This window comes from Streptomyces sp. NBC_00038 (genome assembly GCF_026343635.1).
Taxonomy (GTDB): domain Bacteria; phylum Actinomycetota; class Actinomycetes; order Streptomycetales; family Streptomycetaceae; genus Streptomyces.
Genome location: NZ_JAPELQ010000001.1, coordinates 5,103,462 through 5,118,649, shown reverse-complemented (window position 1 = coordinate 5,118,649; position 15,188 = coordinate 5,103,462). Strand labels below are relative to the sequence as shown.

Sequence of the window (15,188 nt, the reverse complement as noted above, 5' to 3'; positions counted from 1 at the left end):
GGGGCCTTCAGCGTTCACGTCCTGTCACGTCCCGACGGCGACGGGCCGCGGTGCCTCCGGAGTCGCCTGTTCCGGGCGGGACTTGGGCAGCAGCAGCCCCAGCAGCACGCACACCGCCATCAGCCCCGCCCCGCACAGGAACACCGTGTCCATCGCGGAGACGTAGGCCTCGACCCCCGCCACTCGCTCCGCCCCGGTCAGCGAGGCCAGCGCGTCGGAGCCGCCGCCCGGACCGTCGTAGAGACGCGTGATGAGGGTGCCGAAGAGAGCCGCGCCCAGCGCCGTCCCGAGGGTCTGGAAGAACCGGATGGAGGTGGTGGCGACGCCCAACTGGTGGGCGGGGGCCGCCTCCTGGACGAGTTGGATGAGCTGGCCGAGGAGCATGCCGAAGCCGAGGCCGACGAGGAGCATGTCGGCGCGCAGCAGCCACAGGGAGGTGTGGGTGCCGAGGGTGGACAGGAGCAGGAAGGCGAACGTGGCGACGGCCGAGCCGCCGATGGTGAACGTCCGCTCCGCCCAGCCCCGTTCGGCCAGCTTCGCGGAGACGATGCCGACGGCCGTCATCCCGAAGGCCATGGGGAGCAGGTACAGCCCGGCGGACGAACTCGCGACGCCCCGCGCCACCTGCAGATAGACCATCACGTAGTACATGGCGCCGACCATCGCCGCGCCCATCAGACCCTGGATCGCGAAGCCCCAGCGCAGTTCCGGGACCCGGAACATGGACAGCGGCAGGATCGGTTCGGCGGCTGTGACCTGGCGCCACAGGAACAGGCCGAGGGCGGCTACCGACAGCACGGCCAGGCCCACCATCGGCGGTGACGACCAGGCGTACTGCTTGCCGCCCCACTCGGTCACCAGCAACAGCGCGGTGGAGAAGGCGGCGGCGAGGCCCGCGCCGGGGAAGTCGATGCGATGGATGCCCGAACCGCCGGTGGGGCGCGGGAGTTTCAGGACGAGGGCGCCGAGGGCCAGGACGGCGACGCCGAGCGGCAGGTTGACGTAGAAGATCCAGCGCCAGCTCGCGTGGTCGGCGAGGACACCGCCGATCCACGGGCCGACCGCCATGCCGCCGCCGGCGATGATCCCGCCCATGCCCGCGCCCTTGGCGTCCTTCTCGCCGGGCCCTCTGAGCTGGGCGATCACGACCATCGTCACGCTCATCAGGCCGCCCGCCCCGATGCCCTGCACGGCCCGCGCGGCGATCAGCTGGCCGATCGACTGGGCCGCCCCGCACAACGCCGAGCCGAGGATGAAGGTGCCGACGGCTCCCAGGAACACGCGCTTGGCGCCGAGGACGTCGCACAGCCTGCCGTACAGCGGCAGCATCGCGGCCGACGCCAGCGAGAACGCGCTGATCAGCCAAGGGATCTTGTCGATGCCGTGCCCCGGATCGAGGTCGCGGACGATCGGGACGGTGGCCGCGGACACGATCTGCATGTCCAGGACGGCCAGGACGATCGTGACGAGGCAGACGAGGAAGCCGATCTTTCGCTGGGTTTCGGTCATGGGCACCACCATGACGAGAAATATGTACTGAGTCAATCTTTTATCTGGGATCAAATTTCGTCTTGGTACAGTGATTTCATGGCTGAGGCGATGGGGCTGCGCGAACGCAAGAAGCTGCAGACGGCGATGCGGATCTACCGGACGGCGGTCGCGCTGTTCGCCGAGAAGGGCTTCGACAGCGTCTCCGTGCAGGAGATCGCCGACGCCGCCGACGTCTCTAAGATGACCGTCTTCAACTACTTCGGTACGAAAGAGGACTTGGTCTTCAAGCCCATGGAGGAGCACTTCTCCGACGCCGCCCGTGCCGTGCGCGAGCGGGCGCCCGGCGAGTCCGCGGTGGAGGCCGTACGCCGCCAGCTCCTGGACATGATCGACGCGCGCGACCCCTCGGTGGGCCTGCACAGCGAGCCGTTCGCCCGCCGGATCCGCGCGGTCGTCATGGCGACGCCGGTCCTCAGGGAACGCGCGTACCTGCTGTCCGAGAAAGGCGCGCGCGAACTGGCCGACCTGCTCACCGAGGAGACCGGCGACACCACACTCGCCCTGATCGCCGCCGCCACACTCACCGCCGCCCGCCAGGCCCTGGTCGAGGAGCACCACCTCCGCATCGACGCCGGCGAGAGTGTCGACGAGGTCGCCGCCGACGCCGCCCTGCTCGCCGAACGGGCCTTCGCGCTGGTGGAGGGGGGTCTCAAGGACTACGCGCGAAAGGAGTGAGACGTCCGCGGGGACTGTCCCGGCCTGTCACGCGGACTAGGCTCACCGCCATGCCTCCGGCCAAAAAGCGACGCACCCGTACGTACGACTCCGTCAAGATCCGTGCCGCGGTGCTGGCCCAGCTCGGGAACGTACGTGAAGCCGTACGCGGCCTGGGTGACGAGGAGTTGGCCCTGCCCGCGAACCTCGGGGACTGGACCGTACGGGAGTTGGCCGCGCACATCACGATGGCCGTCGAGACGGTCAGCCGGAACATCGACAGGCCGGAGCCCGGCAAGTCCGAACTCGCCCTGCTCGACTGGCCGTTCGCGACCGCCGCGCGGGCCGGTGACATCGCCGACGGCACCCGGGAGCTGGCCGTCGCCAACCCCGACCTCGACGCCCTCTACGCCCGCACCGAGGAACGCCTCAGGCACCGGCTCGCGGAAGCCCCCGGCGACCGCGTCCTCGCCGCCCGCACCGGCGCCATGACCCTCGCCGACTACCTCGTCACCCGCACCGTCGAACTCGTCGTCCACACCGACGACCTGAACCGCGCCGTACCCGGCCTGGACATTCCGTACGACCGCCAGGCGCTCGCCGCCTGCACCCGGCTGCTCGCCGACGCGCTCGCGGTGAAGTCGCCCGGTGCGTCGACGGAGGTGCGGATTCCGCCGTACGCGGTCGTGCAGTGCGTGGAGGGGCCGCGGCACACGCGGGGCACCCCGCCCAACGTCGTCGAGACCGATCCGCTGACCTGGATCCGGCTCGCGACGGGGCGTACGGAATGGAAGGCGGCGCTGGCGGACGCCAAGGTGGGCGCGAGCGGGGAGCGGGCGGACCTGGGCGGACTGCTGCCGCTCATGGGCTGAGCGGAGGCGGGCAGGACGGGACCGTCCTGACCTGGGTGGAACCAACCACCCCACCCGCCCCGTCACATCGGCATGTACAGGCCTCGACTCACCCTCACCGCCCTGACCCTCATCCCGCTCGCCATGGCCTGCGGGAACGAAACCGGCAGCGGAAGCGACAGCGGCTCGGTCGGCTCGGGCGCGAAAGCGGACGTCACCGGCGCCCACTGGATCATCGACAGCGTCACCGTGGACGGCACCAGTCATGCCGCCCCCGCCGGGGCGAACGTCGAGTTCGGCGAGAACGGCAAGGTCCAGGGGAACTACGGCTGCAACCACTTCAGCGCGGCCGCCACCTTCAAGGACGGCCGCATCGACGTCGGCGACACGTCGATGACCGAGATGGCCTGCGAGGAAGGCCCCATGGAGTTCGAGCGGACCCTCGCCCGCACGCTCGCCGACGGCGCGCTCACCACGGCGGTCAAGGGCGACGAACTCACCCTCACCACTGGCACAGGTGACCGCGTCCACCTCACCAAGGAGCAGGCCGCCCCGCTCTACGGCACCAAGTGGGCCGTCACGGCACTCGGTGACGGGGAAGTGGCCCAGTCCCTCCCGGAGGGCGCCGACCCGTACCTCGTCCTCGACAAGGAGAAGGGGATGGTTTCCGGCCACCTCGGCTGCAACGACGTGTCCGCGAAAGCCACCGTCAGCGACGGACATATCACCCTCGGAACGCCGAAGACGACCCGCATGATGTGCGACAGCTCACTCATGGACACCGAGAAGACGCTCCTCGGCCTGTTCGACAGCAAGATCGGCTACGAACTGGATCACCGATCCCTCACGCTGACCAGCACAAACGGCGAGAGCGTGACGGCCGTCCCCGGTAAGTGAGCCGTCAGGGTCCCGTATCCCCAATTCGGACCAGTGGTCGATCTCGCCTACACTCGGTGCCGTGCCACGTGGTGACGGTCGACTCAATCATGATCTGCTCCCCGGTGAGAAAGGCCCCCAGGACGCTTGCGGCGTCTTCGGAGTCTGGGCTCCGGGCGAAGAGGTCGCCAAGCTCACTTACTTCGGGCTCTACGCCCTCCAGCATCGAGGCCAGGAATCCGCGGGGATCGCGGTCAGCAACGGCTCCAAGATCCTCGTCTTCAAGGACATGGGCCTCGTGTCCCAGGTCTTCGACGAGACCTCACTCGGCTCCCTCCAGGGTCATATCGCGGTCGGTCACGCCCGCTACTCGACCACCGGAGCCTCCACCTGGGAGAACGCCCAGCCGACGTTCCGCGCCACCGCGCACGGTTCCATCGCGCTCGGCCACAACGGCAACCTGGTCAACACGGCGCAGCTCGCCGAGATGGTCGCCGACCTCCCCAAGCAGCAGGACGGCCGCTCCCCGCGCGTGGCGGCCACCAACGACACCGACCTCCTGACGGCCCTCCTCGCCGCGCAGGTCGACGACGACGGCAAGCCGCTGACCATAGAAGAGGCGTCCGCCAGGATCCTCCCGCAGGTCAAGGGCGCCTTCTCGCTCGTCTTCATGGACGAGGACACCCTGTACGCGGCCCGCGACCCGCAGGGCGTCCGCCCGCTGGTCCTCGGCCGTCTGGAGCGCGGCTGGGTCGTCGCCTCCGAGTCCGCCGCCCTCGACATCTGCGGCGCCTCCTTCGTCCGTGAGATCGAGCCGGGTGAGTTCGTCGCCATCGACGCGGACGGCCTGCGTACGTCGCGATTCGCTGAGGCAAAGCCCAAGGGCTGCGTCTTCGAGTACGTCTATCTGGCCCGCCCCGACACGGACATCGCCGGTCGGAACGTGTACCTCTCGCGCGTCGAAATGGGCCGCAAACTCGCCGAAGAAGCTCCCGTCGAGGCGGATCTGGTCATAGCTACTCCGGAGTCCGGGACGCCCGCGGCGATCGGTTACGCGGAGGCCAGCGGCATCCCCTTCGGCGCGGGTCTCGTCAAGAACGCCTACGTCGGCCGGACCTTCATCCAGCCCTCGCAGACCATCCGCCAGCTCGGCATCCGTCTGAAGCTGAACCCCTTGAAGGAAGTCATCAAGGGCAAGCGCCTGGTCGTCGTCGACGACTCGATCGTGCGCGGCAACACCCAGCGCGCGCTGGTGCGGATGCTGCGCGAAGCCGGCGCGGCGGAGGTCCACATCCGGATCTCCTCGCCCCCGGTGAAGTGGCCCTGCTTCTTCGGCATCGACTTCCCGACCCGCGCCGAGCTGATCGCCAACGGCATGACCATCGAGGAGATCGGTACCTCGCTGGGCGCTGACTCCCTCTCGTACATCTCCATCGACGGCATGATCGAGGCCACCACCATCGACAAGCCGAACCTGTGCCGCGCCTGCTTCGACGGCGAGTACCCGATGGAGCTCCCGGACCCCGAGCTGCTGGGCAAGCAGCTCCTGGAGACCGAGCTGGCGGCAGGTCCTGCCGCCACGGCCGCGGCTGACGCGATCCGTCGCCCGTAAGCGCCCCGTATCCCAACCCGAAAGATCCCAGGCTATGTCTGAGACCACTCGTACCGGTGCTTCCTACGCGTCCGCCGGCGTCGACATCGAAGCCGGCGACCGCGCCGTAGAGCTGATGAAGGAATGGGTGAAGAAGACGCAGCGCCCCGAGGTCCTCGGCGGCCTCGGCGGCTTCGCCGGTCTCTTCGACGCCTCGGCCCTCAAGCGCTTCGAGCGGCCGCTGCTCGCCTCCGCCACGGACGGCGTGGGCACGAAGGTCGACCTCGCCCGGCAGCTCGGCGTGTACGACACCATCGGCCACGACCTGGTCGCGATGGTCATGGACGACATCGTGGTGTGCGGCGCCGAGCCGCTCTTCATGACCGACTACATCTGCGTCGGCAAGGTCCACCCCGAGCGCGTCGCCGCCATCGTCAAGGGCATCGCCGAGGGCTGTGTCCTCGCGGGCTGCGCCCTCGTGGGCGGCGAGACGGCCGAACACCCGGGCCTCCTCGGCCCGGACGACTTCGACGTCGCGGGCGCGGGCACCGGCGTGGTCGAGGCCGACCAGCTCCTCGGCGCGGATCGCATCCGTACGGGTGACGCGGTGATCGCCATGGCGGCCTCCGGTCTTCACTCGAACGGGTACTCGCTCGTGAGGCACGTCCTCTTCGAGCGCGCGAAGCTGAAGCTCGACAGCCGCATCGAGGAGTTCGGCCGCACGCTCGGCGAGGAGCTCCTGGAGCCCACCAAGATCTACTCGCTGGACTGCCTGGCCCTCACCCGCACCACCGAGGTGCACGCCTTCTCGCACATCACCGGCGGCGGACTCGCGGCCAACCTGGCCCGCGTCATCCCCGACGGCCTGCACGCGATCGTCGACCGCGAGACCTGGACCCCGGCCCCGGTCTTCGACCTCGTCGGCAGGACCGGAGACGTCGAGCGCCTGGAGCTGGAGAAGACCCTCAACATGGGCGTCGGCATGATCGCGATCGTCCCCGAGGAATCGGCGGACGCGGCCCTCGCCACCCTCGGAGACCGCGGGGTGGAGGCCTGGATCGCCGGCGAGATCACCGAGCGGGGCGAGTACACGACGGGCGCGGCGCTGATCGGCGACTACGCCAAGTAAGCCACCCGGGGCAGCACAAAACCCGGTCCGGTGTGAAACCACCCCGGACCGGGTGAGGTGCAGATGCTAGCTATGAGGCTCTACGAGAACGCCGAACCTGCTGAGCCCGCTGCAAGCGCTACGCGCCGCGACGTTGCGATTGAGGACCGGACTCGTCGTCCTCGTCCTCATCGTCGTCGTTATAGAGATCCGCGTACTGCGCGTACGGGTCGTCTTCTTCCTCGTCGTCGTCCTCGAACGGCTCGCCATTCGGCGGCTGTTGCGAAGTCGAAGCGCCCAGCTCATTGGCCAGACGCGAGAGGTCAGTCCCGCCGCTGCTGTACTTCAGCTGGCGGGCGACCTTCGTCTGCTTGGCCTTTGCCCGGCCGCGCCCCATGGCTCGACCCCCTCGGATACGGGGCTCGGTGGCCCCAGAGTCTTGACACGCGTTCATGATCTGGAACGGGCTCTCCGTGAAGAGACCGGTCCGTAGGGCTTCCACGGTACCTGCTCCCGCGCCCATACGGTACGTCGCCCGCAGGACGCGCGTGTGCGCAGAACCTGCGAGGAGCCCTGTCCTCGCTGGTCAACCGCGATTTTAACCTCTTCTTGGCGGCCGACCCGCCGACAGACGTGAGAGTTCTCTCCAACACCCGCCGGCGGGTACCTCCCAGACCTCAGACGCGGCGTGCCTCGGCCATCCGCTGCTCGGCGATCCGGTCGGCCGCGGCGGCCGGCGGAATCCCGTCTTCCTTCGCACGTGCGAATATGGCCAGCGTGGTGTCGAAGATCTTCGCGGCCTTCGCCCGGCACCGCTCGAAGTCGAACCCGTGCAGTTCGTCGGCGACCTGGATGACACCGCCGGCGTTCACGACGTAGTCGGGCGCGTAGAGGATCCCGCGGTCGGCGAGGTCCTTCTCGACGCCCGGGTGCGCGAGCTGGTTGTTGGCGGCGCCGCACACGATCTTGGCGGTGAGCACCGGCACGGAGTCGTCGCCGAGCGCCCCGCCGAGTGCGCAGGGGGCGTAGATGTCGAGGCCTTCGACGCGGATCAGCGACTCGGTGTCCGCCACCGACCGCACGAAGGGGTAGCGGTCGGTGATGTGCCGTACGGACTCTTCGCGCACGTCCGTGATCACGACCTCGGCGCCGTCCTGGATCAGGTGCTGCACCAGGTGGTGCCCGACCTTGCCGACGCCCGCGACGCCGACCGTACGGCCGCGCAGTGTCGGGTCGCCCCACAGGTGCTGGGCGCTCGCCCGCATGCCCTGGAAGACACCGAAGGCCGTCAGCACGGACGAGTCGCCCGCGCCGCCGTTCTCCGGGGACCGCCCGGTCGTCCAGCGGCACTCGCGCGCCACGACGTCCATGTCGGCGACGTACGTGCCGACGTCGCACGCGGTCACGTACCGGCCGCCGAGCGAGGCCACGAACCGGCCGTACGCGAGGAGCAGTTCCTCGCTCTTGAGCGTCTCGGGGTCGCCGATGATGACGGCCTTGCCGCCGCCGTGGTCGAGACCGGCCATGGCGTTCTTGTACGACATCCCTCGCGAGAGGTTCAGGGCGTCGGCGACGGCCTCCTCCTCGCTCGCGTACGGGTAGAAGCGCGTACCGCCGAGGGCGGGGCCCAGGGCGGTGGAGTGGATGGCGATGACGGCCTTGAGGCCGCTGGAGCGGTCCTGGCAGAGCACTACTTGCTCATGACCGCCCTGGTCCGAGTGGAACAGGGTGTGCAGGACGCCGTTGGTTACGTCGGTCACGGTGGTGACTCCCAGGTAATGAGCGGCGGTTGAGGTGCGGGTCCCGTACGGGTGGCGGGCGCCCGTGCGCATGAGACTAGAGCCTGTGCCCGGCCGCCATCCGCGCAGTGTTCAGGATCACCTTCCACCGGAGTACGGTCCTCTTCGGCCGTGGCACGATTTGCAGTGTTTTCCCGGTCTTGTGTGCGTGGGTCGAGCGGGATCGGAGCCCGGGTTTCGGGTCCGGTCGGTTGGGGAGGGAGCAGGCGTGCCCAAGGTGTCCTCCGTGATCGTCCCTTACGCGTCCTATCTGCGCGTGTACGAACCGCTGGCCGCCTTCCCGGAGCCGGAGCGCGGCCACTGGGCCCGTTACGCCCGCCGCCCCGAGCGCCCCTCGTACCAGGACGAACTACGGCGTTCCCTGGCCGACTTGCTGCCCACCCCGCCGATCCCCGTGCCGGTGCACGAGAGCGGCGACGCGTTCGTGGTGGAGGTCGACGGGGTGCTCTGCGTGTGCCCCTGGCGCACCCGGCTGCGCGGCTGGCAGGCGCTGGGCGAGCTGGGCGAGGAACTGCCGGAGTCGGTCCTGGACGCGGTCCTGCCCTCGCTCGTACGCCGTCAGGCCGCCCTCGACTACGAACGCTGGCTGGAGCGCAACCCCGACGCCCGCCCGTGGATCCGCACGTCGACCTGGCAGGTGCCGCTGAACTGGTTCGTGCTCGTCTCCGACGAGGAGCGGCTGTACGAGAAGGGCGCGGGGCCCGACGGAGCCGCGCCTGGGCTGCGGTACCGGACGCCGATGGTGCAGGCGCGGCGGCGGACGGCGCGGGCCCTGAAGACGCTGAAGGACACCATCGAGGACGGGCCGCTCATCGACGGCCTGCTGGACGTGGGGCGCTGGCTGGAGGAGTTCCACCCGCGCTCGCTGGTCGAGCTGGACTACGGCGGTCTTGTGCACGTGCTGCCCGCGGGGGAGCTCGAAGGGGACCACTCGGCCGCGGACGTCCACGAGGGCATCGACGCGCTGCGCACCGGGGACGGGGCGGCCGCGGGCGAGGCCTACGGGCGGCTTGTGGAACGCTGGCGGTCGGTCAGGGACCGGCGCTCGGCGAACTGACGTGATCCCGGTCTCGGTGACGCCCGTGAACTCACGTGGCGTGCTTACGCTCTGAAGGTGCCTCATCGCGGGACGTAGGTCCCGATCCGGTCTTTTGCGTCAATGGCGTGTCAAGCGTGACGGATGGCACTTACCTGGCCCTTGCGCCCCTTGCCCATCCTCGTGCCAAAATAGGACAAGGAGCCCGGGGGAGGGCTCCGCCCGCCCACGTATGGGTGGAATCTCAGCATTGCACGCTATGGGGGGTCTCGTGACTCCTGATCGCCCTGTGACTGATCGTCACAGTGGCGTGACTGTCCGCTATGGCATGGTCCATCGGCTTCCGTCGCTGATGAACACCTGGGAGGGCAATTCCATCGGTTTGGCCGACGTGGCTGGACGGATGGTGTAGTTGTAGTGCCGAGGACAAGCCGTTCGTCCTATAACCGACTCGGCCCGCGTCCGCCATTTCGGGCAACGCGGGTCAAGGTGCAGAATTTAGAGGAATGAACCGAGAAGGTTCGGTTCTCCCGAGGAGGCCGCTCATGACCGCTCGCACCCCTGATGCCGAGCCGCTGCTGACCCCGGCTGAGGTCGCCACGATGTTCCGCGTGGACCCGAAGACGGTCACGCGGTGGGCGAAGGCCGGCAAGCTTACGTCCATCCGCACGCTCGGCGGACACCGCCGCTACCGCGAAGCTGAGGTACGCGCGCTACTCGCGGGTATCCCGCAGCAGCGCAGCGAGGTCTGAACAAGTGCATAACCGGGCATTTCGGTAGGTCCCCCAACCCGCCGTCACGCCCGAACCACAGCTCCAAGCGACGCGTGTCCTGCCCCAACGGGACCCACGCCCGACCCAATTTCACAAGCGACAAGGGTGCGTCGTAGATCGCGCTGGACTCCGCCGGGTCCAGCGCGATCTTTTTTGTGCGCCGGCAGTGCCTTGGGTGATGGGTCTGTGAGTGGGCTTGTCGGAGTCTGGGGAGGGGTGTCGGATCTCCTGTGGGCGGCCCCAGCGGGTGGTGCAATTGCACATATTAAATTGACCAGTTGTAGGTGAGGTGTAAGTTCCTCGGTTTCTAAAACTTATGCGGTGACACCCATCACATGCCACAGTCCTTGTTGCCTGTGATGCTTGTGCGCTAGGGGAGTTGGGGTCCAGCGACGGCCTCGGCCTCGGTGGCCTCCTCGGCGTCATCGGCCCCATCGGTGTCCTCGACGCCGCGCGGGGAGGGTTCCATTGCCAGCCGCAGGAGCCGGTGGCAGATCGGGCAGTGCCGCGTCAGATGCCGGTACCCGGAAGCGGCCGCCAGATGGGCGCGGAGCAGCGCGCGGGTCTCGTGCCGGGCGGTCGCCGCCATACACACCTCCGGGAGGCCTCACGGGGTCGAGGGCCCTGGTTCTCTGGGTACCGGCGGAATGTGACGACGTCAAGACATGCGGAGACGAGCTCACGGCACGCGAAAGGCCCGGAGCCGAAGCTCCGGGCCTTTCGATCATGCGGTCCTGACGGGATTTGAACCCGCGGCCTCCACCTTGACAGGGTGGCGAGCACTCCAAACTGCTCCACAGGACCAGGTTTCGCAGCCACTTGGTGTTGCGCTGGGCTGCGAAAAGAGACTGTACAGGAGGGTGGGTCCGGGGTCGAACTCACCCACCGTACATACGCCGTTACGGGGCCAGCGCGTCGATCGCCTTCACGATGCGCTTGTCGGAGACGGGGTACGCCGTGCCGAGCGCGTGGGCGAAATAGCTGACCCGGAGCTCCTCGATCATCCAGCGGATGTCCAGGACCTGCTGGGGCACCGGCCGGCCCTGCGGCAGCTGCTCCAGGAGCCAGGCGTACTCGTCCTGCATCTCGTGGACCTTCTCCATGCGGGAGGTGTCCCGCTGGACGTTCGTCGGCATCTGCTGGAGGCGGCGGTCGGCCGCGACCAGATAGCGCATCAGATCCGGCAGCCGGCGCAGCCCGGTCCCGGTGACGAAGCCGGGCTTCACGAGGGCGTCCAGCTGCGTCCGTACGTCCGTGAGGTTCGCGAGCAGCGTCGGGCTCCGGGTGCCCTTCAGGCGGCGCTCACAGGCCTGCCAGGCGGCCAGGACCTGCTGCACCTGGCCGACCGTGCGGACCGTCGTGTCGACGATCTCGGCACGCACCTTGTCGTACAGCTTCCGGTAGGACTCCTCGTCCCACGCCGGGCCCCCGAAGTCCCCGATCAGCTTGTCCGCCGCCGCCATCGCGCAGTCGTCGAAGAGGGCCTGGACGGAGCCGTGCGGGTTCGCGGACAGGGCGAGCTTGTGGGCGTTGGTGAGCTTGTCCGAGGCGAACTTGCCCGGGTTCACCGGGATGTTGCGCAGGATCAGGCGCCGGGTGCCCTTCCACATCGCCTGCGCCTGCTCGGCCTCCGTGTCGAAGAGCCGTACGGAGACGGTGTCGCCGTCGTCCACGAGCGCGGGGTACGCCTTGACCGGCTGGCCGGCCCTCCGCGTCTCGAAGACGCGCGTGAGCGAGCCGATCGTCCAGTCGGTCAGGCCCTTGCGCTCCAGGGACTCGCCGCCCTCGCGCTCCGCCGTCGCCGCAGCGGCCTGCGAGATGGCCTGGCGCGCCTTCGGCTTCAGCTGGATCTGGAGGGTCTCCAGGTCCTTGTCCTCGGCGAGCTTGCGGCGCCGCTCGTCGACGATCCGGAAGGTGATCTTCAGGTGGTCGGGGACGCGGGACCAGTCGAAGTCGTCGGCGCTCACCGGCACACCGACCATCCGCTTCAGCTCGCGCGCCATCGTCACCGGCAGCGGCTCCTGGAGGGGCACGGCCCGCTCCAGGAACTTCGTCGCGTAGTTGGGCGCGGGCACGTAGTGGCGGCGGATCGGCTTGGGCAGGGAGCGGATGAGCTCGGTGACGACCTCTTCCCTGAGGCCCGGGATCTGCCAGTCGAAGCCCTCGTCCGTGACCTGGTTCAGGACGTGCAGCGGAATGTGGACGGTGACGCCGTCCGCGTCCGCGCCCGGCTCGAACTGGTAGGTCACACGGAACTTCAGCGGGCCCTGGCGCCACGAGTCGGGATAGTCGTCCTTGCTGACGTCCCCGGCCCGCTCGTTGATGAGCATCGACCGCTCGAAGTCGAGGAGTTCGGGCTCCTCATGGCGCTTGTGCTTCCACCAGGAGTCGAAGTGCGCGCCGGACACCACGTGTTCGGGCACCCGCTGGTCGTAGAAGTCGAAGAGCGTCTCGTCGTCGACGAGGATGTCGCGGCGCCGCGCCCGGTGCTCCAACTCCTCGACCTCGGTGAGGAGTCGGCGGTTGTCCGCGAAGAACTTGTGGTGCGTACGCCAGTCGCCCTCGACGAGCGCGTTGCGGATGAAAAGCTCGCGGCTGGCCTCCGGGTCGATCCGCCCGTAGTTGACCTTGCGCTGGGCGATGATCGGTACGCCGTACAGCGTGACCTTCTCGTACGCCATCACCGCGGCCTGGTCCTTCTCCCAGTGCGGTTCGCTGTAGGTGTGCTTGAGGAGATGGCCGGCGAGCGGCTCGACCCACTCGGGCTCGATCCTCGCGTTGACGCGGGCCCAGAGACGGGAGGTCTCCACGAGCTCGGCGGACATCACGAAACGCGGGGGCTTCTTGAACAGGGCCGAGCCCGGGAAGATCGCGAACTTGGCGCTGCGGGCGCCCAGATACTCGTTCTTGCCCGTGCTCCTCGCGCCTTCGCCCGCGGCCTCCTTCACGTCCTTCATGCCGATGTGGGAGAGGAGACCGGCGAGGAGGGAGACGTGGACACTCTGCTCGGCGGCGTCGTCCTCGTTCGGATGGATGCCCATCTGCTTGGCGACCGTGCGGAGCTGGGTGTAGATGTCCTGCCATTCGCGGATGCGCAGGAAGTTCAGGTACTCCTGCTTGCACATCCGGCGGAACGCGGATGAGCCCCGCTCCTTCTGCTGCTCACGGACGTACCGCCACAGGTTCAGAAAGGCGAGGAAGTCGGACGTCTCGTCCTTGAAGCGGGCGTGCTGCTGGTCCGCCTGCGCCTGTTTCTCGGCCGGGCGCTCGCGCGGGTCCTGGATGGACAGCGCGGCCGCGATCACCATGACCTCGCGCACACAGCCGTTCTTGTCGGCCTCCAGGACCATCCGGGCCAGCCGGGGGTCGACGGGCAGCTGGGCCAGCTTGCGGCCGGTGTCGGTGAGCCGCTTGCGTACGTCCTTCTCGCTCGGGTCCAACGCGCCCAGTTCCTGAAGGAGTTGGACGCCGTCACGGATGTTGCGGTGGTCCGGCGGGTCGATGAAGGGGAACTTCTCGATGTCGCCGAGGCCGGCGGCGGTCATCTGGAGGATGACGGAGGCGAGGTTCGTACGGAGGATCTCCGCGTCCGTGAACTCCGGGCGGGCGAGGAAGTCGTCCTCGGAGTACAGGCGGATGCAGATGCCGTCGGACGTACGGCCGCAGCGGCCCTTGCGCTGGTTGGCGCTGGCCTGCGAGACCGGCTCGATGGGCAGCCGCTGGACCTTGGTGCGGTGGCTGTATCTGGAGATACGGGCGGTACCCGGGTCGATGACGAACTTGATGCCCGGGACGGTGAGCGAGGTCTCGGCGACGTTGGTCGCCAGAACGATCCTGCGCCCGGTGTGTTGCTGGAAGACGCGGTGCTGCTCGGCGTGCGAGAGGCGCGCGTAGAGGGGGAGGACCTCGGTGAACCGGTAGTTCTTCTTCGTCAGCGCGTCCGCCGTGTCGCGGATCTCCCGCTCTCCGGAGAGGAAGACCAGGATGTCGCCCTTGCCCTCGCCCTGGAGCTCCTCGACGGCGTCGCAGATCGCGGTGATCTGGTCGCGGTCGGAATCGTCGCCCTCCTCTTCGAGAAGCGGGCGGTAGCGGACCTCGACGGGGTACGTACGGCCGCTGACCTCGACGATCGGGGCTTCGCCGAAGTGGCGGGAGAAGCGCTCGGGGTCGATGGTCGCGGAGGTGATGACGACCTTGAGATCGGGACGCTTGGGCAGCAGCTGAGCGAGATAGCCAAGCAGGAAGTCGATGTTCAGAGACCGCTCGTGGGCCTCGTCGATGATGATCGTGTCGTACGCGCGCAGCTCGCGGTCCGTCTGGATCTCGGCCAGCAGGATGCCGTCGGTCATCAGCTTGACGAAGGTGCCGTCCGGGTTCACCTGGTCGGTGAAGCGAACCTTCCAGCCGACTGCCTCGCCGAGCGGGACGTCGAGCTCGTCCGCCACGCGCTCGGCCACGGTCCGGGCGGCGATACGGCGGGGCTGCGTGTGCCCGATCATGCCGCGGACGCCGCGGCCGAGTTCCATGCAGATCTTGGGGATCTGCGTCGTCTTACCGGACCCGGTCTCGCCGGCGACGATGACGACCTGGTGGTCGCGGATGGCGGCCGCGATGTCGTCCTTCTTCTGGCTGACCGGGAGCTGTTCGGGATAGGTGATCTCGGGTACCCGAGTGCGCCGCTCGGCCATCCGGGCCTCGGCCCTGGTGACCTCCGCGTCGATCTCGGCGAGCACGGCGGACCGGGCTTCGGGCTTGCGGATCTTGCGTGCGCCTTCGAGCCTGCGCCCGAGCCGGTGCGCGTCGCGCAGTGACAGCTCGGCCAGGCGGGCGGCGAGATCGCCGAGGGCGGGGGCGGGATGCGTAGACATACGCCGTCCAGGATCTCACCTCGGCGAAATGACTGGCGAACGCTTTTGCGTGCGGGTGCCGGGCGGGGTGGTCGAGGTGTG

Annotated in this window: 12 protein-coding genes and 1 tRNA gene; 7 read left to right on the top strand and 6 right to left on the bottom strand. The window is 68.6% G+C overall.

Translation table 11 applies throughout. From position 1 onward, the window contains the following. Nucleotides 1-24: 24 nt before the first annotated feature. Nucleotides 25-1,509 (bottom strand): MFS transporter, encoded by a 1,485-nt coding sequence (locus OG219_RS23040; protein ID WP_266829355.1) that lies wholly within the window; start codon nt 1,507-1,509, stop codon nt 25-27. Nucleotides 1,510-1,587: 78 nt separating this feature from the next. Here OG219_RS23040 and OG219_RS23035 point away from each other — a divergent pair, with 78 nt between their 5' ends. From OG219_RS23035 to purM, 5 genes are all read left to right on the top strand, one after another. Continuing rightward, nucleotides 1,588-2,226 carry a TetR/AcrR family transcriptional regulator gene (locus OG219_RS23035; RefSeq protein ID WP_266829353.1) on the top strand — a complete coding sequence of 213 codons (639 nt, stop codon included), beginning with the start codon at nt 1,588-1,590 and terminating at the stop codon, nt 2,224-2,226. Nucleotides 2,227-2,276: 50 nt separating this feature from the next. Further along, nucleotides 2,277-3,077: a maleylpyruvate isomerase family mycothiol-dependent enzyme gene (locus OG219_RS23030; RefSeq protein WP_266829351.1), complete on the top strand. Its 801-nt coding sequence runs from the start codon at nt 2,277-2,279 to the stop codon at nt 3,075-3,077. Nucleotides 3,078-3,149: 72 nt separating this feature from the next. After that, entirely contained in the window at nt 3,150-3,953 is an 804-nt protein-coding gene (locus OG219_RS23025) for an META domain-containing protein (protein ID WP_266829349.1), read from the top strand. A gap of 61 nt (nt 3,954-4,014) precedes the next feature. After that, nucleotides 4,015-5,544 carry an amidophosphoribosyltransferase gene (purF, locus tag OG219_RS23020; protein WP_266829347.1) on the top strand — a complete coding sequence of 510 codons (1,530 nt, stop codon included), beginning with the start codon at nt 4,015-4,017 and terminating at the stop codon, nt 5,542-5,544. Nucleotides 5,545-5,578: 34 nt separating this feature from the next. Further along, nucleotides 5,579-6,652: a phosphoribosylformylglycinamidine cyclo-ligase gene (gene purM, locus OG219_RS23015; protein ID WP_266829345.1), complete on the top strand. Its 1,074-nt coding sequence runs from the start codon at nt 5,579-5,581 to the stop codon at nt 6,650-6,652. A 118-nt stretch (nt 6,653-6,770) separates the two neighbouring features. On the opposite strand, the gene OG219_RS23010 is transcribed toward purM, so the two are convergent. Further along, complete coding sequence (locus tag OG219_RS23010; RefSeq protein ID WP_266459026.1) at nt 6,771-7,028, bottom strand: DUF3073 domain-containing protein; 258 nt, start codon at nt 7,026-7,028, stop codon at nt 6,771-6,773. A 280-nt stretch (nt 7,029-7,308) separates the two neighbouring features. After that, the gene (locus OG219_RS23005) at nt 7,309-8,391 is read right to left on the bottom strand and encodes a Glu/Leu/Phe/Val dehydrogenase dimerization domain-containing protein (protein WP_266829344.1); all 1,083 of its coding nucleotides are present in this window, start codon (nt 8,389-8,391) and stop codon (nt 7,309-7,311) included. 247 nt (nt 8,392-8,638) lie between these two features. On the opposite strand from OG219_RS23005, the gene OG219_RS23000 reads away from it, so the two are divergent. After that, complete coding sequence (locus OG219_RS23000) at nt 8,639-9,487, top strand: hypothetical protein (protein ID WP_266829342.1); 849 nt, start codon at nt 8,639-8,641, stop codon at nt 9,485-9,487. Nucleotides 9,488-10,011: 524 nt separating this feature from the next. Continuing rightward, the gene (gene bldC / locus OG219_RS22995) at nt 10,012-10,218 is read left to right on the top strand and encodes a developmental transcriptional regulator BldC (RefSeq protein WP_027749187.1); all 207 of its coding nucleotides are present in this window, start codon (nt 10,012-10,014) and stop codon (nt 10,216-10,218) included. A 391-nt stretch (nt 10,219-10,609) separates the two neighbouring features. Here bldC and OG219_RS22990 read toward each other — a convergent pair whose 3' ends face one another. The 3 genes from OG219_RS22990 to hrpA all read right to left on the bottom strand — a co-directional run bounded on the left by OG219_RS22990 (nt 10,610) and on the right by hrpA (nt 15,107). Beyond that, nucleotides 10,610-10,828 (bottom strand): DUF6274 family protein, encoded by a 219-nt coding sequence (locus OG219_RS22990; protein WP_266829340.1) that lies wholly within the window; start codon nt 10,826-10,828, stop codon nt 10,610-10,612. Between the two features lie 140 nt (nt 10,829-10,968). Continuing rightward, nucleotides 10,969-11,043 (bottom strand) — tRNA-Asp (locus OG219_RS22985). A 95-nt stretch (nt 11,044-11,138) separates the two neighbouring features. After that, entirely contained in the window at nt 11,139-15,107 is a 3,969-nt protein-coding gene (gene hrpA, locus OG219_RS22980; protein ID WP_266829338.1) for an ATP-dependent RNA helicase HrpA, read from the bottom strand. Nucleotides 15,108-15,188: the final 81 nt, after the last annotated feature.